We start from the raw sequence: 21,510 nt of genomic DNA, 5'->3' as shown, positions 1-21,510 counted from the left end.
ATTTCCTATGTTTTGTTGATTATGAACGCGCCAGCATTAATTCAATGCGTGAGCCAACACGTTGTGCTTGGTCAGCTAGCACACCAACCCATTCAATAATTTTATATAAGAACATCACATCAATTGGGTTATAACGGCTTTCGATGGTGTAAAGCATTTTACGCAATTTGATCTGCATTTGGTCGGTATCATCTTCAATTGCATCGAGTTCTTGAATCATATCGTTAACTAATTTTAGTTCACGGCCTTTAAAACCAGTTTCTAAAAGTTGATCCATTTCTTCGATTACTCGATGAGCCTGATGAATTGCATCTAAACTACGTTTTACGTAATGTAAGAATTCTTCCTGCATTTCTTCAGGAATACCAAATTGACGCCCAATCATACGGCCTGCAATATCTTTAGCAAAATTTGCTAATTTATCTTGTTGCGTGACTAATTCTAAGAGATCAGTACGATCGATAGGTAAGAATAAACCACGTGGCAATTTCAAACGAATCTCACGTTTTAAGCTATCCGCTTCACGTTCACGCTGAGAGATTTCTAAGCGTTTTTCTTCCGCTTTTTCCCAATCCTTTGAGAAGGTGGTTTCAAAAAAAGGAATTAAAAGATCGCAACATTCAGTGACTTTTTCCGAATGCTTTTGCAATGGTTTTAAAGGCGAATGGGCAAATAATCCGAGAATATTATTCATTGCCATAAGTGATTTACTCCATAAGGGGTTAAAAATTCGTGCGCATATTACCCGATTTTTGTTGATATTTAAAATTTTTCAAAAAAATTTGTAAGAAAGAAGGTTTATCTTCGACTAACTAAATAACTGGGTAATATTTCCTAGTGTGGTAAGATAAGTGGTCCAATACACTTTTCGCTTTAAAAGCGAGAAAATTTGAAAGGTAAAAAATGAAGGATTGTAAGATGAAAGGTATTAGCAGCGGCGTGAGTTTATTGATTTTACGCTTTTTTCTTGCGTGGGAATTTTTAGAGGCTGGGTTAGAAAAATGGAATGGTCAAAATTGGTTTACTGAAATACAAGATCGTTTTCCTTTTCCGTTTAATCTTATTCCTGCTGATATTAATTGGCACGTTGCAATGGGGTCGGAATTAATTCTCCCATTCTTGCTAATATTCGGAGTACTAACTCGTTTTAGTGCATTAAGTTTAACGATTTTAATCTCTGTCGCGTGGTATAGCATTCACGCCGATTCAGGTTATAACGTTTGTGATAATGGTTATAAATTATCCTTAATTTATGTGGTAACTTTATTAATCTTAATTACGCAGGGAGCAGGGAAACTCTCTTTAGACACGCTTATTAAGAAGGTTTATCCAACTAAAAGCTGGTTGAAATTCCTCTAACTATATATTCAATATCAAATTCTAGGAGATTTAAATGAAAAAATTATCCACTTTAGCCGCATTAGCAGGAGCATTAACGATGACAGTAGCTACTGTTGCACACGCTGAGCCAAAATCAAGCAGTATGGATAAAGCTGTAACACCTTGTGTAGGTGATAAATGTGTGAAAACAAAAGCTGCAGAAGGTAAATGCGGAGAAGGCAAATGTGGTGCAAACGAAACGAAAGCCTCAGAAGGTAAATGTGGTGAAGGTAAATGCGGCTCTAAATAATCGTATTTAAATCTAGATGCCACACATAGCACTGGTGTAAATTTACACCAGTGTTGTATTAAAAGGAGTAAATAATTATGTTACAAGGTGCAGGATTAGGGTATCGTCGAGATTTAGCGGATGATTTTTTGAATTTATCATCAAATAATGCGATTCAGTTTATGGAAGTTGCTCCAGAAAATTGGGTAAAAATGGGAGGAGCTGCTCGTTATAAATTTGATCAAGCCGCTGAAAGATATCCACTTGCGGTACACGGACTATCACTTTCATTAGGCGGGCAAGCACCACTTGATCGCGAGTTATTAAAAAATACTAAAGCATTAATGACTCAATATAATTCGACATTTTTTTCTGAACATTTGAGTTATTGTGAATGTGAAGGGCATTTATATGATTTATTACCTATGCCATTTACTGAAGAAGCTGTAAAACACGTAGCACAGAGAATCCGTTATGTGCAAGATTTTTTAGGATTACAAATTTCATTAGAAAACACCTCTTATTATTTACACTCTCCCACCAGCACAATGAATGAAGTAGAATTTTTAAATGCTATTGCACAAGAAGCGGATTGTGGTATTCATTTAGATGTGAATAATATTTATGTAAATGGCGTCAATCACGGTTTACTCGATCCTTATGTTTTTTTAGATCAAGTAGATGTGAAACGTGTCAATTACATTCATATTGCAGGACACGATGAAGAACATTCTGCAGCACAAGTTGTGGAGGATTTAGAAGGAGAATCATTTAATAAAATAAAAGGGGCATATCGCCATTTACCAGAGTTATTAATTGATACGCACGGTGAGGCAGTAAAAGGTACTGTGTGGGATTTATTAGAATATGCCTATCAACGACGACCTGCCATTCCGCCAACATTATTAGAGCGTGATTTCAATTTCCCTCCATTTGCAGAACTTTATGCTGAAGTTGAACATATTGCACAACTACAGCAAAAATATGCTCAAAAAGAGGTAATATCCTATGCAGCCTAAACCTTCGCTTATTGAAACACAAAAAGCACTTGCCACAGCAGTTCGATTGGCTAATGCTCAACCTCTAAATGGTTATGCTCCGAATCGCCTTGCTGTTTATGCTCGCTTAGTTCGAAATAACATCTTTGGTTTTATTGACCGTTGTTTTGTTGAAGCACCTAAACACGTTTCTGCTGAGAGTTGGTTTCAGACAAAAGAAATGTTTGTATTAACAGGAAAATCACATTCGCCTTATTTTCAGGATATTGCTGGAGAATTTCTCTTATTTTGTCAAGAAAAAGAGAGTTTTGATGCCAAAATACTGGCATTGATGGATTTTGAAAATACTCAGTTACTTGCAGAAGTTTCTTTAGCAAAAGTACCTGAAAAATTTGAGTGGAATAAGCATAGCGTAATGCAGTTATCTGATGCAGCTTATTTAAAACGCTATGAAGTCGATTTTTTATCAAGCGATTTTAAACAATTTGATGAAAACCCTATGCAAGCTGTTATATGGCGGGATAGCGATTTTAATATTCTGCAACAACGCTTATCTGAACTTGACTTTTGGCTATTAAGTTATATACAAGAACAACCTTCGTCTTTAGAAGAGGTATTATCTGCCTTAAATACTGTAGTTGAAGATAGCACCCCCTTAATTCCATTATTGGAAAACACTTGGGTTAATTGGATTAATGCTGAAGTGCTTTATCCGAAAGAGGGATAAATTTTGTATAGAAAAACTCATAAAATGTTAGATAGGTGAAAAAGATGACTTTTTCACCTAATTTTTTCTTGGCTAGTATTTTCCATATATTATCCAAATCTTTTTAGTATAGATTTGAGAACAGTTCGAATCATATTCTCCGCTTAAATGAAACCTTTCAGTTATAAATATAAATATTTGATTTCCAATTTATTCAATTTCATATAATGAAAATTTATCACATAATTTTTGAATAACCTTTCATTTATAATTTCCTATATTTTAATTATAGGAAAATACTGCACAATAAATAAAAATTCATTTATAGCTGTTTAATATGTAAAGTAAAACACCACAAAAATCTTGATTTATTTTTATTGTATTGTATATTCAAACAGTTAATTTGAATAAGGAATATTATGCTACAAGAAATTGAATTAAAATTGGCGATCTCGCCACAAATCAGTATTGAATTGCCACAATATCTTGCAAAATTTACGATTTTAGATCATCAAGATTTATTTTTGGGTAATACTTATTATGATTATCCGGATCATTTTCTTGCTAAACAAAAGATGGGATTACGTATTCGTCAAGAAGATCAAGAACTTACATTAACGCTTAAAACCAACGGCGAAGTTGTTGGTGGATTGCATAGTCGCCCAGAATATAATTTATCATTAACCGAAAAAGAAACGCCAACTAATGCCCAATTAAGAGAGTTTTATCCTTTTGAACAATTACCTAGTTCGACACTACAACCTATTTTCTCCACAGATTTTAACCGCACTTTTTGGTTAGTTGAATTTCAACAATCCAAAATTGAAGTGGCTTTTGATCAAGGCAAAATTATTGTAGGCGAATCTGAGCAACCGATTTGTGAAATTGAGTTTGAATTGAAATCTGGCAATGTGCAGGATCTTTTTGATTTTGTGGAAACTTTGCCTTTCGAAAGAGATATTTATTTTAGTAGCGCAAGTAAAGCAAAGCGTGGTTATTTGCTGGGTTCAAAACAATTTTTAACAGATTGGTTAAATAAATGGCGTGATTTCTTAAAAGAAGAACGAGAAGAAAGTGCGGTAGATTTTGGTGCAAAATTTAATTCAGTGTTGAAAATGGAACAGAAACTTTTGGAAGAAACCTTATCCTTTTCTTCCGCACTTTTTAGCCAAGATTTTATGAAAACAGTGGAGCGAGTTGGGGCATTTTTTAATCTTTATCATTATTATGATGAAAATGGAAAAATCCTAGAAGCAGTGGCAACAGAGAAACAAAAAGAAACGCTCTTACCTGCTTTGTTAGAAAGCAATCAGAAAATTTTTGCTGAAATCCGTGATTTGATTCGTTTTCATAGTGAAACGAAAAACAATGAAAATACTATTGAAAAATTGACCGCACTTTTGAAAAGTCGAGTTTATTTTGAGCGAATGATCAAATTAATGAGATTTTCAGCGTAATGCGAATCAACCGTGCAAATGGGTAAGCTATATTTCTAGGCATTATGTCAGCTTGCCCTGAACAATATAACGATATTTAGCCATAGGTATATAAATACTAGGTTAAAGAATGAGAAGGATGAAAAATGGCTAAAGCCCCGAAAACAGCTTATGTATGTAACGATTGTGGTGCGGAGTTTTCTCGTTGGCAAGGGCAATGTTCGGCTTGTAAAGCGTGGAATACAATCACGGAAGTGCGGTTAATTTCCACGGCAAAATCAAAAAACGATCGTTTTAGTGGCTACGCAGGTGAAACTCAGGCAAAAATTCAAACGCTCTCTGAAATTAGTTTGCAAGAAACTCCACGTTTTTCCAGTGGCTTTAATGAATTAGATCGCGTACTGGGGGGCGGGATCGTACCAGGCAGTGCGATTTTAATTGGTGGGCATCCTGGTGCAGGGAAAAGTACCTTGTTATTACAAGTCATGTGTGGTTTAGCGAAAAATATGACCGCACTTTATGTAACGGGAGAGGAGTCGTTACAACAGGTTGCGATGCGCGCTAGTCGATTGGAATTGCCAAACGATCAATTAAAAATGTTGTCAGAGACCTCTGTGGAACAGATTTGTAATTTAGCGGATCAGTTGAAGCCGCAAATTATAGTGGTGGATTCCATTCAAGTAATGCATCTGGCAGATATTCAATCATCACCAGGAAGTGTAGCGCAAGTGCGTGAATGTGCTTCTTTCCTCACTCGTTATGCGAAAACACGACAAGTCGCCATTATTATGGTGGGGCATGTAACGAAAGACGGTACCCTTGCTGGGCCGAAAGTGTTAGAGCATGCGATTGACTGTTCATTACTATTAGAAGGCGAAGCCGATTCTCGCTATCGTACTTTGCGTAGCCATAAAAACCGTTTTGGTGCGGTGAATGAATTAGGCGTATTTGGTATGACCGAGCAAGGTTTGCGAGAAGTAAAAAATCCATCTGCGATCTTTTTAAGTCGAGGTGATGAGATTACATCAGGCAGTTCCGTTATGGTACTTTGGGAGGGCACGCGTCCTCTTTTAGTTGAAATTCAAGCCTTAGTGGATCATTCAATGCTAGCGAATCCTCGTCGTGTTGCGGTGGGATTAGAGCAAAATCGCTTAGCGCTATTATTGGCGGTGTTACACCGACATGGTGGCTTACAAATGGCTGATCAAGATGTCTTTGTCAATGTCGTTGGGGGGGTAAAAGTGAGTGAAACAAGTGCGGATTTGGCTTTGTTGATTGCATTAATTTCTAGTTTTCGTAATCGCCCTTTGCCACAAGATTTAGTGATTTTTGGTGAAGTTGGATTAGCGGGAGAAATTCGCCCTGTGCCAAGTGGACAAGAGCGTATTAGTGAAGCGGCAAAGCATGGCTTTAAACGTGCTATTGTTCCTTTTGGTAACAAGCCGAAAAGTGCGGTCGAAAATATGCAAGTTTTTACAGTGAAGAAACTTTCCGATGCGCTAGCTGTATTGGACAATTTCTAAATACTTCCATTAGAAATAATTAATAGTCTCAATGGAAATGAATTATCTAATCCCGTTGTACTGAAAACGTTAGCAAAATTTGTTAAAATAAACATACTTTTTATTCAAAGAAAAATAAGAAAATGGAAAAAAAACTGAATAAAGCGCTGGATGCGATTGATATAAAAATTCTTAATGAATTACAACGCAACGGTAAAATTTCTAATATTGATTTGTCGAAAAAAGTAGGGCTTTCACCCACTCCTTGTTTAGAACGTGTTAAACGTTTAGAAAAACAAGGCGTAATTATGGGATATCGCGCGTTGTTGAATCCTGAATTATTGGAAGCGCCTTTGCTTGTGATCGTGGAAATAACGTTAGTTCGTGGAAAACCTGACGTATTTGAGGAGTTTAATGCTGCGATTCAAGAGTTGGAAGAAATTCAAGAATGCCATTTGGTATCGGGCGATTTTGACTATTTATTAAAAACTCGTGTTGCAGACATGGCTGAATACCGAAAATTGCTAGGTACAACATTATTGCGTTTACCAGGTGTAAATGACACTCGTACTTATGTTGTGATGGAAGAAGTAAAACAAACCAATTTCCTTGTATTGAAATAATATGATTAAACAAATAACAGAACGGTTTACACCAAGACAGTATTTAGCTGAACTTTTGCTTGGATTGACTGCACTTTTCGGGCTTTATTTAATTATTGCGTGGTCAAGTTATACTCCGCTTGATAATTCTTGGGCAACGGCTGGTTCGCATGGTGAAACAATTAATAAAGTCGGCGCATTTGGTGCGTGGATTATTGATCTTTCTTTTGTTTTCTTAGGCTATGTCGCCCATGTTATTCCTTTTACGGCTTTTTTGGTACCAGTCTATTTATTGAAAACAAAAGCAGTTAAAAACCTTTCCTGTACTCGAATTATTTTACGTAGTTTTGGCTTTATAATGCTGATTATTGGGCTTTGTGTGATGAGTATGTTGCTTTTGTCAAGCAATGCCTTTTATTTAAGTGGTGGCGTATTGGGCGGTTCACTTGTTGTAAATTGGCTTTATTCAGCATTAGGTAAATTCGGATCGGTTTTAATTGGTTTTACATTTGCTTTAATCGGTTTTATTTTCTGCTCTGGCGCCTCATTAATTCGATTGATTGTGGCCTTTTATCATTGGTTGACAATGAAAAATGAGCAGGAAGAAAATGTTGAGCAAGAAAAATCAACGGAAGAATTAGAGCAAATTGTGATTGTAAAATCAGATGGTTCAGCAACAGAAAATCCAGATCAAAATAATCTTAATGTAGAACAAAATAGTGAGATTGAAACTCAAAAATCGTCTTTAGAGGTAGAAGACAACTCAGTTGAGCATCCTTCGCATTTAATTAATATCCATGGTTTAAATCCAGAGTTTTCTATTAAATCAGAATATGAAGTTTCTCCTGAAGAGAGTGTAAAACCTCAGTTCTCTCTTGAGTTTGAATCTGAAGCCTTGCCTAGCGTGAATTTATCGAGCGACGCGCATGGACAAACGGTAAGTAAAAATGATTTTGTGCCAGTTTGGAATAAACCGATAAAGTCTGCTGTTCAGGACAATGTCTCAATGAATCAAAGTGCGGATGATTTTACTAAGGTTTCCTTGCTTACAAATGATGAAATGCCAACAGTTTCATTAAAACCGACTCATGAATCCTTGAATACGGAAATGGCGGATAATAATTTTGATGTTCAAGCTGATGAAAAAGTCCGTTTGGGTGATGATGAATTGAAATTTAAGGTATCCTTAGAGAATGATATGAGGGATGTTCAATTAGACAAAAATCAAGAAGAATCGCCTAACTATAAAGGTTATAGCGGTAGCTTGATTCATCCTGCATTCCAACAGCAAACAACTAAACGTGAAAAGCCTAGTACACCGTTACCAAGTTTAGAATTATTGTCAAAACATCCAGCAGTGGAACAAAATATTACGCAAGAAGAAGTTTTTGAAACGTCTCAACGTATAGAGCAACAATTACGTAATTTTAATGTGAAAGCGACTGTAAAAGATGTGCTTGTTGGCCCTGTTGTCACTCGCTATGAATTAGAATTACAACCTGGGGTGAAAGCGTCAAAAGTAACCAGTATTGATACCGATTTGGCGCGTGCATTAATGTTCCGCTCGATTCGTGTGGCAGAGGCTATTCCTGGTAAGCCTTATATTGGTATTGAAACACCTAATCTTCACCGTCAAATGGTGCCATTACGTGACGTGTTAGACAGTAGCGAATTCCGTGATACTCATGCCACTTTGCCAATGGCTTTAGGTAAAAATATTAGCGGAAAGGCAGTGATTGTTGATTTAGCGAAAATGCCACATTTGTTGGTAGCAGGATCAACGGGATCAGGTAAGTCTGTTGGCGTGAATACGATGATCTTAAGTTTACTTTATCGTGTTCAACCAGAAGATGTGAAATTCATCATGATCGATCCTAAAGTCGTTGAACTTTCAGTTTATAATGATATTCCGCACTTGTTAACGCCTGTTGTAACAGATATGAAAAAAGCCGCTAATGCGTTGCGTTGGTGTGTAGATGAAATGGAACGACGTTATCAATTGCTTTCTGCGCTACGTGTACGCAATATTGAAGGCTTTAACGAAAAAATCGATGAATATGAAGCAATGGGAATGCCTGTGCCTAATCCAATTTGGCGACCGGGCGATACAATGGATGCAATGCCACCTGCATTGAAAAAATTGAGTTATATTGTGGTTATTGTCGATGAGTTTGCTGATTTAATGATGGTCGCGGGTAAGCAAATTGAAGAACTTATTGCTCGCTTGGCACAAAAAGCGCGAGCTATTGGTATCCATTTAATTTTAGCCACACAACGCCCTTCCGTAGATGTGATTACAGGATTAATTAAAGCAAATATTCCAAGTCGCATTGCCTTTACGGTGGCTAGTAAAATTGACTCACGCACTATTCTTGATCAAGGGGGCGCAGAAGCCCTTTTAGGGCGTGGTGATATGCTTTATTCGGGGCAAGGTTCATTGGATTTGGTACGTGTTCATGGTGCCTTTATGAGTGATGATGAAGTTATTCGTATTGCGGATGATTGGCGAGCACGTGGTAAACCTGACTATATCGATGGCATTTTAGAAAGTGCTGACGATGAGGAAAGTGTGGAAAAAGGGATATCAAGCGGTGGGGAATTAGATCCACTCTTTGATGAAGTAATGGATTTTGTTATTAATACCAGTACAACCTCAGTATCTTCTATTCAACGTAAATTCAGCGTAGGTTTTAACCGAGCAGCGCGTATTATGGATCAAATGGAAGAACAAGGGATTGTAAGCTCAATGCAAAATGGTAAGCGTGAGATTTTATCACGTCGTCCTGAGTACTAATTTAAAAGGAAAGTAAAAGTAAAATGAAAAAAACAACGTTAAAATTTGCCGCACTTGCCTTACTTGGTTTGAGTAATTTGGCATTGGCTGATGCGGCAAGTGAATTGCAAATGCGTTTAGCTAAGGTCGATGTGTTAAGCGCTGAATTTGTGCAGACAGTGACATCTGGAAATGGCCAAAATGTTCAAAAGGGAAGTGGCAAACTCCAAATTAAACGTCCAAATTTATTCCGTATGGATACTAAAAAACCTCAAGAAACCCAGATTATTTCTGATGGTAAAACCTTATGGTTCTACGATCCATTTGTTCAACAAGTAACAGCACAATGGGTGAAAGATGCGGTAAATAATACACCTTTCGTCTTGCTTACAAGTAACGATAAAAGCCATTGGGATCAATATTCGGTTATGCAACAAGTGGATACTTTCGTATTGAAACCCAAATCTTCAAAAAGTAATATCAAGCAATTTGATATTCGCGTCGATGTCAATGGCGTATTAAGAAATTTCAGTACGACAGAGAAAGATGGGCAAACCAATCTTTATGTTTTACGTAACATTACTAATCAAACGTTGTCTGATAGCTTGTTCCAATTCAAGCCAGAAAAAGGCGTTGAAGTGGATGACCAACGTAAAAAATAATAAATTATTATTTTAAATAAGGGCGTAGAAATACGCCCTTCAATTTTGTGAGAAATAAACATGTCTAACCTCAATTTTGATTTTGCCGAAAATGATTTTCGTCCACTGGCAGCCAAGATGCGTCCAACGAGTCTAGAGCAGTATTTTGGGCAAACTCATCTTATTGGTGAAGGTAAGCCGCTGCGTAAAGCTATTCAAGCTGGGCATATTCATTCTATGATTTTTTGGGGACCACCAGGTACAGGAAAAACAACGCTTGCAGAAATTATTGCCCAACGCATTAATGCAGAAGTAGAGCGAATTTCTGCGGTGACGAGTGGTATCAAAGAAATTCGAGAGGCGATTGATCGTGCAAAACAAAATCGTCTTGCCGATCGTAAAACTATCTTGTTTGTAGATGAAGTCCATCGTTTTAATAAAAGCCAGCAAGATGCATTTTTACCGCACATTGAAGACGGAACTGTTATTTTTATTGGGGCGACAACAGAAAATCCCTCTTTTGAGCTAAATAATGCGTTGCTTTCTCGTGCCCGAGTGTATGTGCTGAAATCACTCACAACGGCTGAAATTGAACAAGTTTTGCAGCAAGCTGTAGAAGATCCTGAACGAGGATTGGGTAAAGAGCGGTTACTTTTAGAAGAGAATTTACTGCAAGTACTTGCCAAATATGTCAATGGAGATGCTCGATTAGCCTTGAATTGCCTCGAATTAATGGTGGATATGGCGGATAAAACTGAAAATGGAAAGAAAATTGACCGCACTTTATTAAAAGAAGTCTTAGGTGAACGCCAAGCGAGATTTGATAAACAAGGCGATCGGTTTTATGATTTAATTTCTGCGCTACATAAATCTGTTCGAGGTTCTGCTCCAGATGCTGCGCTGTATTGGTATGCAAGAATTTTAACAGCGGGTGGAGACCCTTTGTATGTTGTGCGACGATTACTTGCCATTGCTTCAGAAGATGTGGGAAATGCAGATCCTCGCGCTATGCAAGTCGCATTGGCTGCTTGGGATTGCTTTACTCGAGTCGGGGCTTATGAAGGAGAGCGAGCCATCGCCCAAGCCATCATTTATCTTGCGGTAGCCCCAAAAAGTAATGCGGTTTATACCGCATTTAACACTGCAAAACAGCAGGCGAAAGATTTGCCTGATTACTATGTTCCACCACATTTACGCAATGCGCCGACTAATTTAATGAAAGAGCTTGGCTATGGTGCTGAATATCGTTATGCTCATGATGAACCTAACGCTTATGCTGCAGGTGAAAATTATTTCCCGCCTGAATTAAAAGATACTCAATATTACTTTCCGACTAATAGAGGTATGGAAATTCAGATTAAGGAAAAACTAGAACGATTACGTGAGCAAGATAAAAGTGCGGTGAAAAAACGGTATAAATAATTTTGATTTAGGATTTTTTTTAGAATGGAATGAAAGTGCGGTTAATTTTGAAAACTTTTTTGAAATTTACCGCACTTTTTAATTTAATCTCTTAAGCAGATTTTCTCAAATTCACTAAAGAATGTTGGAAAGGTTTTGGCAGTACATTTAGGATCTAAAATCGTCACTGGTGTATTGGACAGAGCGATTAGAGAAAAACACATCGCTATGCGGTGATCGTTATAAGTTTCAATATCAGCATGTTTAAACTGATTGAGTGCAAGTGGTTGAATACGAATAAAATCTTCACCTTCTTCGACTTCTGCACCGACTTTACGCAGTTCGGTTGCCATTGCTGTTAAACGATCTGTTTCTTTCACACGCCAGTTATAAATATTGCGAATGACGGTTTCGCCGTTGGCAAAAAGAGCCGTGGTTGCAATCGTCATTGCAGCATCTGGAATGTGGTTCATATCCATATCAATGCCATGCAATTCAGCACGTTCGGCTTGAATAAAATCCTCTCCCCAAGTAATTTTTGCCCCCATTTTTTCTAATACATCAGCAAATAAACGATCGCCCTGAATAGAGTTTTTGCCAATTCCCGTTACTTTCACTTTTCCTTTAATGGCGCCAGCTGTGAGAAAGTAAGATGCCGATGATGCATCACCTTCTACCAAATATTTTCCAGGTGAAATGTAGGATTGATTTCCCTTAACTTGAAATTTTTGGTAGTGATGATTTTCAACGTGAACACCAAAATCTCGCATCATCGCAAGGGTGATGTCAATATAGGGTTTAGAGACTAGTTCACCGATAATTTCGATTTCTGTGTCATTTTCTGCAAGTGGCGCAGATATTAAAAATGCGGTCAAAAATTGGGATGAAATAGAACCATCAATTTTGACATTTCCACCTTTTATCCCTTTATTGCGAATTGCGACTGGAGGATAACCTTCATTTTCTAAGTAGCGAATATCTGCACCCGTTTGGCGTAAAGCATCGACTAAATGGAGAATTGGTCGCTCTTTCATACGAGGTTCACCCGTTAAGATGATTTCAATTTCAGAGGTTCCTTTTAAGCAAAGCGCAGCGGTTAATGGACGCATTGCCGTCCCCGCATTGCCAAGAAAGAGCGAAAGATTTTTCTGTATATTGAATGCTCCGCCTAATCCCTCTATTTCACAAATAGTTTTGTCATCAGAAAGTTGGTAGCGTACACCTAACGTTTTGAGGGCGTTAAGCATATGTCGAATATCATCGCTATCTAATAAATTGGTTACTTTTGTTGTGCCTTTAGCTAAGGCAGCTAAGAGTAATGAGCGATTCGATAAACTTTTAGAACCTGGTAAATTAATTGTTCCTTCAACCGCACTTATTGGCGTAAGGGTGATTTTTTCCATTACAACACCACCGTTTTATTTTTATAAACGAAAATTCTATCGTGTAAAGCAAGATCAAGGGCACGACTTAACACGGTTTTTTCTACATCACGACTGGCGCGCATCATTGCTTCAGCGCTATAAGTATGATCCACATTAATGACATTTTGCATAATAATGGGACCTTGATCCAATTCATTATTAATGAAATGTGCTGTTGCACCGATAATTTTTACACCTCGTTTATAGGCTTGTTGATAAGGTTTTGCGCCAATGAAAGCGGGTAAAAATGAATGGTGGATATTAATCACTCGATTTGGATAACGAGCAACAAATTCAGGATTTAGTACACGTATATATTTAGCGAGAACAATATAATCTGGCGTATATTCATCAATTTTTTCAGCTAATAATTTATCGTGCTCAATACGAGTTAAGCCTTCATGGCTAACTAAATGAAATGGAATATTGAAGCGCTCAACGAGTTCGCGTAAATTATCATGGTTGCCGATTACTGCTGCAATTTCTACATCAAGCGCACCATAATAATTTTTCATTAAAATATCGCCGAGACAGTGAGCTTCTTTTGTGACTAAAATAACGATTCGTTTACGTTTTGTACCAATTAATCGACAATGCGTTCCTTCAAGTAAGCTATATTTTAGATCTTCTAATAAAGTAGCTTCGTTAAAAATACCTTCCAATTCTGTACGCATAAAGAAATGTTTGGTTTCAAAATCTACAAATTCATTATTATGCAGAATGTTTAGTTGATGTTTGTAACAAATGTTGGTTATTTTAGCTATTAGACCTTTATCATCGGGACAATCGGTGAGTAATATTTTTTTTTCGATCATAATGTTGTGTGCTACGTTTAGATAAAAAAATAGAACCCATAAAAATGGGTTCTAGTTTCAAATAGAAAAATTAAATTTCGAAATCAGATAATGATTTACCAGAATTCAATGCATTTTGAATTGGGCGTGGTGTGCGACCTTGGCCAGTCCATGTTTTACGCTCGCCATTTTCATCAATAAATGCATATTTTGCTGGGCGAGGTGGACGTTTTGCTCTAGCAGATGTTGCTGCTGTACCAAAGATCTCTTGTAATTCTTCAGGTGTAATACCTTCTTTTTCCATTAATTCTTTATATTTCGCTAAACGCTCTTTTCGCTCTGTTTCTGCTTTAATTAATTCTGCTTCATTAGCACGTTTTTCTTCAATAGCAGTTTGTAATTTCTCAAGAGCGCTTTCCGCTTGTTCTAAAGTTAATTCGCGTACAGCCGCACGTAAACTACGAAGATTTGTCAAACCTTTTACTAATTCGCTCATAATAAACCTCGATAAAATAATCTTGTGTATGGAAAACTTATTTAATAATAGGGAAAATAATATTTATTGTAAATATCTATTTTAAATAAATGGTCGGAGCAGGTATTATATCTTTAAATTTCTTTGTGTTTATTTTTTATATTTTTAATTTAATCTAATAAAAAATTTTATAAAATCTGTTGGCGTTTAGATTTTTTTACGGTAATCTCTTTACTCACTACAAAAGTAGAGGTGCAATCATTATAAGTATTTTTTCAGAGTGGATAACGATGAAGAAAAAAGAAAGGAATGATTGCCGAAATCAAACAAAAGTCGTTTTGTTTGGTTGGTGGCGTACTTGAAAGGGGCGACACTGTCATAGTTTTTTTGATTAACTATGGAGCGCTACGGTTGTTCTGGTCTTATTCTGTCCTTTGCTTTCCGTTCTCTCCATTAATTGTAGGTATCTCTTAATGGAACTTATCGATTTTTCATCTTCAGTTTGGTCAATCATTCCAGCTTTATTGGCGATTGTCTTGGCCATTGCAACTCGTCGTGTATTGGTGTCCCTCAGTGCAGGGATTATTATTGGTGCGTTAATGTTAGGTGGCTGGAATATTGGCTCATCTTTCAGTTATCTATCAAGCAACGTGATTTCACTTGTTTATGCTGATGGCGCAATTAATTCTAATATGAACATTGTCTTGTTCTTATTATTGCTTGGTGTTCTAACCGCACTTTTAACTGTATCAGGTAGTAATCGTGCATTTGCTGAATGGGCACAAAACCGTATTAAAGGTCGTCGTGGTGCTAAATTATTAGCTGCATCATTAGTTTTTGTTACTTTTATTGACGATTATTTCCACAGTCTTGCTGTAGGCGCAATTGCTCGTCCAGTGACAGACCGTTTTAAAGTTTCTCGTGTGAAACTTGCTTATATTTTGGATTCAACGGCAGCACCGATGTGTGTAATGATGCCAGTTTCAAGTTGGGGCGCATACATTATTACCTTAGTAGGCGGTTTATTAGCGACTTATTCGATTACTGAGTACACACCAATTGGTGCATTCGTGGCAATGAGCTCAATGAACTTCTATGCAATTTTCTCAATTATCATGGTGTTCTTTGTGGCATATTTTTCCTTTGATATTGCTTCAATGGCACGTCATGAAAAATTAGCTTTGGAAAATTCTGAAGATGAATTAGAAGAAGAAACTGGTGTAAAAGGTCACGTACGTAATCTCGTATTACCTATCTTAGTTTTAATTTTTTCAACGGTTACAATGATGATTTACACTGGTACATCAGCATTAGCAGCGGATGGTAAAGAATTTAGCATTTTAGGTGCATTTGAAAATACTGTTGTTGGAACTTCTTTAGTTGTGGGTGGCACTTGTTCGATTCTAGTTTCTACTTTATTGATTATTATTGATCGTCAAGTAAGTGTTCCAGAATATGCACGCTCTTGGATTGCAGGTATTAAATCAATGGTTGGTGCCATTGCGATTTTATTCTTTGCGTGGACAATTAATAAAGTCGTTGGGGATATGCAAACTGGTAAATATTTATCTTCTCTTGTTTCCGGTAATATCCCAATGCAATTCTTACCAGTAATTTTATTTATTCTTGGTTCTGCAATGGCATTCTCAACTGGTACAAGCTGGGGAACATTCGGTATTATGTTACCAATTGCAGCGGCTATGGCTGCAAATACGGCACCAGAATTATTACTCCCTTGTTTATCAGCAGTAATGGCGGGAGCTGTATGTGGTGACCACTGTTCGCCAGTATCGGATACAACGATTTTATCTTCAACTGGTGCAAAATGTAACCATATAGATCATGTGACTACTCAGCTTCCTTATGCTGCAACAGTTGCAACTGCAACGGCTATCGGTTACATCGTAGTTGGATTCACTTATTCTGGTTTAGCTGGTTTTGCAGCGACGGCGGTTTCATTATTTTTAATCGTATTTGCAGTGAAAAAACGTTAAAAATGTGATCTTGCTCAAAATCTAAATAAAATATAAAATTTTGATAAATTTATAAAATGCGATATAAGGTCGCATTTTTTTATTTAAAATTGTTATTTTTTTTATAAAAATCTAATTTTTTATGATTGTTTGATTTTTTATTCTATTTTATTTGCGTTTTTAGCTGTTATGTAGACTAGACAAAAACTTTTTGCTTAGTATGATGTAAATCATTGATACAAAGCATGGGCACTTTTGAAAGTGCGGTTCGTTTTAGGAGTAAAAAATGAAGAAGTTATCTGGAGCAGAGATGGTGGTTCAATCTTTACGCGATGAAGGCGTAGAGTATTTATTTGGTTATCCTGGTGGGGCAGTATTAGATATTTATGATGCGATCCATACGCTAGGTGGTATTGAACATATTTTAGTTCGCCATGAACAAGCGGCTGTGCACATGGCGGATGGCTATGCACGTTCTACAGGTAAAGTTGGATGTGTGCTAGTGACTTCGGGGCCTGGAGCAACAAATGCAATCACAGGGATTTTAACGGCTTATACAGATTCTGTGCCTATGGTCATTATTTCTGGTCAGGTCATGAGTAATTTAATTGGTCGAGATGCATTCCAAGAATGTGATATGGTGGGGATTTCTCGTCCAGTTGTGAAGCATAGCTTTATTGTCAAAAAAGCGGAAGATATTCCATCTATATTGAAAAAAGCTTTTTATATTGCCTCAACAGGTCGTCCGGGTCCTGTAGTGGTGGATATTCCAAAAGATACTGTAAATCCGAATTTCAAATATCCTTATGAATACCCTGAATCTGTCGAGTTACGTTCTTATAATCCGACAGTAAATGGGCACAAAGGCCAAATTAAGAAAGCATTAAAAGCACTTTTAGTGGCGAAGAAACCAATACTTTTCGTCGGTGGTGGCGCAATTGCTGCTGAATGTAGTCAACAGTTAATTCAGTTTGCACAACGTTTAAATTTACCGGTTACCTCATCATTAATGGGATTAGGGGCTTATCCAAGTACGGATAAACAATTCCTAGGTATGTTAGGGATGCATGGTACTTTCGAGGCCAATACGGCAATGCACGAAAGTGATCTTATTTTGGGAATTGGCGTTCGTTTTGATGATCGCACAACAAATAATTTAGAAAAATATTGCCCAAATGCCAAAGTGATTCATATTGATATTGATCCGACCTCGATTTCTAAAAATGTTCCAGCAGCGATTCCAATTGTCGGAAATGCGAAAAATGTATTGGAAGAGTTTTTGAGTTTATTGAATGAAGAGGGATTAAAATCTCAAACAGATCTTGAAAGTTGGTGGCAAGAAATCAACCAATGGAAAGCGAAAAAATGTTTGGAATTTGACCGCACTTCTGGCGTGATTAAACCGCAACAAGTCATGGAAGCGGTATATCGTTTTACTAAAGGACAGGCGTATGTGGCTTCTGATGTAGGGCAACATCAAATGTTTGCTGCGTTACATTATCCATTCGATGAGCCTCGTCATTGGATTAACTCTGGCGGTGCTGGCACCATGGGATTTGGTTTACCCGTTGCGTTAGGCGTGAAATTGGCTCATCCGGAAGGAACGGTTGTTTGTGTTACTGGTGATGGAAGTATTCAAATGAATATTCAAGAGCTTTCTACCGCAACCCAATATGGCATTCCAGTTGTCATTATTTGTTTGAACAATCATTTCTTGGGAATGGTAAAACAATGGCAAGATTTGATTTATTCTGGTCGCCATTCGCAAACCTATATGAATTCCTTGCCTGATTTTGTGAAATTGGCAGAATCTTACGGTCATGTCGGTATAAAAATTGCTACGCCCGATGAACTTGAAAGTAAATTGAAAGAAGCATTCAGCATTAAAAATAAATTAGTATTTGTGGATATTAATGTAGATGAATCTGAGCATGTGTATCCAATGCAAATTCGTGGTGGTGCAATGAATGAAATGATTTTAAATAAACCGAAAGAGGAGACAAACTAATGCGTAGAATTTTATCTGTTTTACTCGAAAATGAGTCTGGTGCTTTATCGCGTGTTGTTGGTTTATTCTCCCAACGTGCCTTTAATATTGAAAGTTTAACGGTGGCACCAACGGATGATCCAACACTTTCTCGAATGACTATTGAAGCGGTGGGCGATGCACAAATATTGGAACAAATTGAGAAACAACTCCATAAATTAGTGGATGTGTTTAAAGTGATTAATTTGAGTGAGCAAGAGCATATAGTCCGTGAAATTGTTTTAGCGAAGGTTAGAGCTGTAGGTTCATCTCGCGATGAGATTAAACGTTTAGCCGATATTTTCCGTGGTCAAATTGTAGATGTCACACCTAAATCTTACACGATTCAATTAAGTGGAACCAAAGATAAAATTGATGCATTTATTTCTGCATTGAAAGAAGAAACCACATTGTTGGAAATTGTTCGTTCTGGATTGATTAGCGTGTCTCGTGGAGAAAAGAATATTCTCTAAAGTAGGGGCGTAAAGTGCGGAAATATTTTAATAGAATTTCACCGCACTTTATTAGAAATATATTTGTTTTTAGTTTTTTTATAAAAAAATCGTGACCAACTTCACAAATCTAAAAATATGTATTTGCATAACTGATCGGATTTCTTTATTCTGAAACCACTAAAAACAAGTGCTATCTCAAATAGCCGACATCTATTTTGCTTTCCGAGTAGTGCCCCATTGGGGCACTTTTTTTATTCTAAAAATAAGCATAAAAAATCCCTTTCGTAAGAAAGGGATTTTAATTATCTAAATTACATTTTTTCTACGGTCTTAATACCGAGTAACTCTAAACCTTGTTTTAAGGTTTTTTCCGTTAATAATGCTAATTTCAAACGGCTTAATTTTACGGACTCATCTTCAGCATTTAAAATTGGGCAATGCTCGTAGAATGACGAGAAGATGCCAGCCAGTTCGTATAAATAAGCACAAAGCACGTGTGGTGTGCCTTCTTTTCCAACAGTTTGTACCGCCTCTTCAAATTGTAGAAGTTTAATTGCAAGCGCTCTTTCTTTATCATCTTCAAGCGTGAAAGGTGCAGCTAAAAGTGCGGTCGAATTTATATCTGTTTTATTAAAGATAGAACGAATTCGGGTGTAAGCATATTGCATATAAGGCGCAGTGTTACCTTCAAAGCTTAACATGTTATCCCAATCAAAAACGTAATCAGTAGTACGGTTTTTGGAGAGATCTGCATATTTCATCGCACCAATACCGACAGCCTCAATCACGGCTTCTTTTTCATCATTAGATAAATTTGTATTTTTTTCATTAATTAATACAGTGGCGCGCTCAATCGCTTCATCTAATAGATCGGCTAATTTCACAGTACCGCCGGTACGGGTTTTAAATGGTTTGCCATCTTTACCAAGCATCATCCCAAAGTTTTTATGCTCTAAAGAGAAACTGTCTGGTACATAACCTGCTTTACGAGTAATTAACCAAGCTTGTTGCATATGTTGGCTTTGGCGAGTATCTGAAAAAACAAGTGCGCGATCAGCTTTTAATGTTTCATAACGATATTTGGCTGCAGCAATATCGGTTGTAGTGTAAAGGAAACCGCCATCTTTTTTCTGAATGATCACGCCCATTGGGTCGCCTTCTTTATTTTTGAATTCATCCAAATAAACAACCAATGCACCATCATCTTCTACAGCTAAGCCTTGTTTTTTAAGATCTTCTACGATGCTTGGTAACATTGGATTATAAAGACTTTCACCCATCACATCTTTTTCGGTTAAAGTCACATTCAAGCGATCATAGTTGTGTTGATTTTGTTGCATGGTGATGTCAACTAAACGCTTCCACATCGCTCGACAATATTCATCACCACCTTGTAATTTCACGACGTAATTACGTGCTTTTTCAGCGAAAACTTCATCTTCATCGTAATGTTTTTTAGCTTCGCGATAAAAGGCTTCAAGATCTTGTAATTCCATTTCACTCGCATGCTCGTTTTGCATTTTTTCAAGATACGCAATAAGCATTCCGAATTGCGTTCCCCAGTCACCAACATGGTTTGCACGAATGATATGGTGACCTAAAAATTCCAGGGTTCTCACAACCGCATCACCAATGATAGTAGAGCGCAAGTGACCTACATGCATTTCTTTTGCTACGTTTGGCGATGAATAATCAATCACAACAGTTTGCTTATCCGTAGCTTGAATGCCTAAATTCTTTTGGGAAAGCGCAGTTGAAACCTCTGTTGTTAGCCAAGTTGGATTTAAAAAAATATTAATAAAGCCGGGTCCTGCGATTTCTAATTTTTCTGCAATATCAGATAGTTGAGCATTATCTAAAACTTTTTGAGCAAATTCTCGTGGATTTAAACCTAATTTTTTCGCCGCAGCCATAATGCCATTGGCTTGATAATCGCCAAATTGTGGTTTCCCTGATTGACGAACAAGTGCATCACAAGATTGATCTGCTCCAGCAAGAATCATAGCTTGTTTGATTTTGTCGGATAAAATAGATTGAATATTCACGTTTTTTCCTATGTTCAAATTGAATAATGAAAATAATCGGCTATGATACCGTTCTTTATGAGTTTCTCAAAGGGACAAAATGACAAATTTACAGGAAAAATCACCCGCACTTTTTTCTGATTTGGCAGAATTTGAAAAAAAAATTCAACAATTAGCTCAAATAATGTTAATTGATTTTTCAAATTATGAAATTGATCATCTTGCTGTGCGTGTAAATAATGAACAAAATGCAAAAGACTGGCTGACACTTTTATTGAAATACGGTAGAATTTTATCCGATAACATTGTCAACGGGCGCAAGATTTATCTAATTCAGTTAGAAAAAGCAGTGAAATTTGCTAATCAGTTCGTTGATGTTATTGAACTTCCGTTCCCTAAAAATAAGGAGTATCCCGTAGAAGGTTGGGAGCATATTGAGGTTGTAGTGCCATTTTTACCGAATGAATTGATAAATGAATGGGTACAGCGTATTAATATGCGTTTTTTATGGAGCGAATTAACTCAATTAACTATTAAAGTGAGTGAGCCTAAAGTGGATGGCGAGAGATTGCCTAATCCATCTATTGCAGTAAGTTTTGTTGATAAGACATCAAATCATACTTGTATTAAGGTTCATCCTTATTCTATAAAGAAAATACTCGAGGTTTAGC

The 21,510-nt window shown here is 36.9% G+C and carries 19 protein-coding genes and 1 riboswitch; of the genes, 14 read left to right on the top strand and 5 right to left on the bottom strand.

Going from position 1 to position 21,510, the window contains the following annotated elements; translation table 11 throughout:
• Positions 1-19 precede the first annotated feature (19 nt).
• Positions 20-700, bottom strand: a complete 681-nt coding sequence (locus AC6H0A_RS03720) for a TIGR00153 family protein (RefSeq protein ID WP_005641798.1) — start codon at positions 698-700, stop codon at positions 20-22.
• Positions 701-918: 218 nt separating this feature from the next.
• Here AC6H0A_RS03720 and AC6H0A_RS03715 point away from each other — a divergent pair, with 218 nt between their 5' ends.
• The 10 genes from AC6H0A_RS03715 (at position 919) to AC6H0A_RS03670 (ending at position 11,689) form a co-directional block, all read left to right on the top strand.
• Positions 919-1,359, top strand: a complete 441-nt coding sequence (locus AC6H0A_RS03715) for an HvfX family Cu-binding RiPP maturation protein (protein WP_005641796.1) — start codon at positions 919-921, stop codon at positions 1,357-1,359.
• 34 nt (positions 1,360-1,393) lie between these two features.
• On the top strand, positions 1,394-1,630 hold the full coding sequence (gene hvfA, locus AC6H0A_RS03710; protein WP_005641794.1) for an oxazolone/thioamide-modified RiPP metallophore HvfA: 237 nt from the start codon (positions 1,394-1,396) through the stop codon (positions 1,628-1,630).
• A 77-nt stretch (positions 1,631-1,707) separates the two neighbouring features.
• The gene (locus AC6H0A_RS03705) at positions 1,708-2,628 is read left to right on the top strand and encodes an HvfB family MNIO-type RiPP peptide maturase (RefSeq protein ID WP_005641792.1); all 921 of its coding nucleotides are present in this window, start codon (positions 1,708-1,710) and stop codon (positions 2,626-2,628) included.
• On the top strand, positions 2,618-3,334 hold the full coding sequence (locus AC6H0A_RS03700; RefSeq protein ID WP_005641790.1) for an HvfC family RiPP maturation protein: 717 nt from the start codon (positions 2,618-2,620) through the stop codon (positions 3,332-3,334). Before AC6H0A_RS03705 ends, AC6H0A_RS03700 begins: the two co-directional genes overlap by 11 nt.
• A 398-nt stretch (positions 3,335-3,732) precedes the next feature.
• Positions 3,733-4,770, top strand: coding sequence for a CYTH domain-containing protein (locus AC6H0A_RS03695; protein WP_005641788.1), 1,038 nt, complete (start codon positions 3,733-3,735; stop codon positions 4,768-4,770).
• Between the two features lie 125 nt (positions 4,771-4,895).
• Positions 4,896-6,272: a DNA repair protein RadA gene (gene radA / locus AC6H0A_RS03690; protein ID WP_005641786.1), complete on the top strand. Its 1,377-nt coding sequence runs from the start codon at positions 4,896-4,898 to the stop codon at positions 6,270-6,272.
• Between the two features lie 122 nt (positions 6,273-6,394).
• Complete coding sequence (lrp, locus tag AC6H0A_RS03685; protein ID WP_005633718.1) at positions 6,395-6,874, top strand: leucine-responsive transcriptional regulator Lrp; 480 nt, start codon at positions 6,395-6,397, stop codon at positions 6,872-6,874.
• 1 nt (position 6,875) lies between these two features.
• Entirely contained in the window at positions 6,876-9,647 is a 2,772-nt protein-coding gene (locus AC6H0A_RS03680) for a DNA translocase FtsK (protein ID WP_497512451.1), read from the top strand.
• Between the two features lie 23 nt (positions 9,648-9,670).
• Positions 9,671-10,288: an outer membrane lipoprotein periplasmic chaperone LolA gene (gene lolA / locus AC6H0A_RS03675; RefSeq protein WP_005641781.1), complete on the top strand. Its 618-nt coding sequence runs from the start codon at positions 9,671-9,673 to the stop codon at positions 10,286-10,288.
• Positions 10,289-10,348: 60 nt separating this feature from the next.
• Positions 10,349-11,689, top strand: a complete 1,341-nt coding sequence (locus AC6H0A_RS03670) for a replication-associated recombination protein A (RefSeq protein WP_005641779.1) — start codon at positions 10,349-10,351, stop codon at positions 11,687-11,689.
• A gap of 83 nt (positions 11,690-11,772) precedes the next feature.
• Here AC6H0A_RS03670 and aroA read toward each other — a convergent pair whose 3' ends face one another.
• The 3 genes from aroA to AC6H0A_RS03655 all read right to left on the bottom strand — a co-directional run bounded on the left by aroA (position 11,773) and on the right by AC6H0A_RS03655 (position 14,382).
• Complete coding sequence (gene aroA, locus AC6H0A_RS03665) at positions 11,773-13,071, bottom strand: 3-phosphoshikimate 1-carboxyvinyltransferase (RefSeq protein ID WP_005641777.1); 1,299 nt, start codon at positions 13,069-13,071, stop codon at positions 11,773-11,775.
• Positions 13,071-13,907 carry a formyltetrahydrofolate deformylase gene (purU, locus tag AC6H0A_RS03660; protein WP_497512449.1) on the bottom strand — a complete coding sequence of 279 codons (837 nt, stop codon included), beginning with the start codon at positions 13,905-13,907 and terminating at the stop codon, positions 13,071-13,073. The genes aroA and purU overlap by 1 nt, the downstream gene beginning before the upstream one ends.
• 70 nt (positions 13,908-13,977) lie before the next feature.
• Positions 13,978-14,382, bottom strand: coding sequence for an H-NS histone family protein (locus tag AC6H0A_RS03655; protein WP_005641774.1), 405 nt, complete (start codon positions 14,380-14,382; stop codon positions 13,978-13,980).
• A 218-nt stretch (positions 14,383-14,600) separates the two neighbouring features.
• A riboswitch (Lysine riboswitch) is annotated at positions 14,601-14,777 on the top strand.
• A 57-nt stretch (positions 14,778-14,834) separates the two neighbouring features.
• On the opposite strand from AC6H0A_RS03655, the gene AC6H0A_RS03650 reads away from it, so the two are divergent.
• The 3 genes from AC6H0A_RS03650 to ilvN all read left to right on the top strand — a co-directional run bounded on the left by AC6H0A_RS03650 (position 14,835) and on the right by ilvN (position 18,833).
• The gene (locus AC6H0A_RS03650) at positions 14,835-16,355 is read left to right on the top strand and encodes a Na+/H+ antiporter NhaC family protein (RefSeq protein ID WP_005641772.1); all 1,521 of its coding nucleotides are present in this window, start codon (positions 14,835-14,837) and stop codon (positions 16,353-16,355) included.
• 265 nt (positions 16,356-16,620) lie between these two features.
• Entirely contained in the window at positions 16,621-18,342 is a 1,722-nt protein-coding gene (locus tag AC6H0A_RS03645) for an acetolactate synthase 3 large subunit (protein ID WP_179231019.1), read from the top strand.
• Entirely contained in the window at positions 18,342-18,833 is a 492-nt protein-coding gene (gene ilvN, locus AC6H0A_RS03640) for an acetolactate synthase small subunit (RefSeq protein ID WP_005641768.1), read from the top strand. Before AC6H0A_RS03645 ends, ilvN begins: the two co-directional genes overlap by 1 nt.
• Before the next feature lie 293 nt (positions 18,834-19,126).
• Here the strand turns inward: ilvN and argS are convergent, their stop codons facing one another.
• Positions 19,127-20,860 carry an arginine--tRNA ligase gene (gene argS, locus AC6H0A_RS03635; protein ID WP_005641765.1) on the bottom strand — a complete coding sequence of 578 codons (1,734 nt, stop codon included), beginning with the start codon at positions 20,858-20,860 and terminating at the stop codon, positions 19,127-19,129.
• A 79-nt stretch (positions 20,861-20,939) separates the two neighbouring features.
• Between argS and AC6H0A_RS03630 the strand changes: the two genes are divergently transcribed.
• Positions 20,940-21,509: a VOC family protein gene (locus AC6H0A_RS03630; protein ID WP_005641763.1), complete on the top strand. Its 570-nt coding sequence runs from the start codon at positions 20,940-20,942 to the stop codon at positions 21,507-21,509.
• The last annotated feature ends 1 nt before the right edge of the window (position 21,510 follow it).

Source organism: Haemophilus sp. THUN1692 (assembly GCF_059704395.1).
This window is presented reverse-complemented; position numbering and strand designations above follow the sequence as displayed.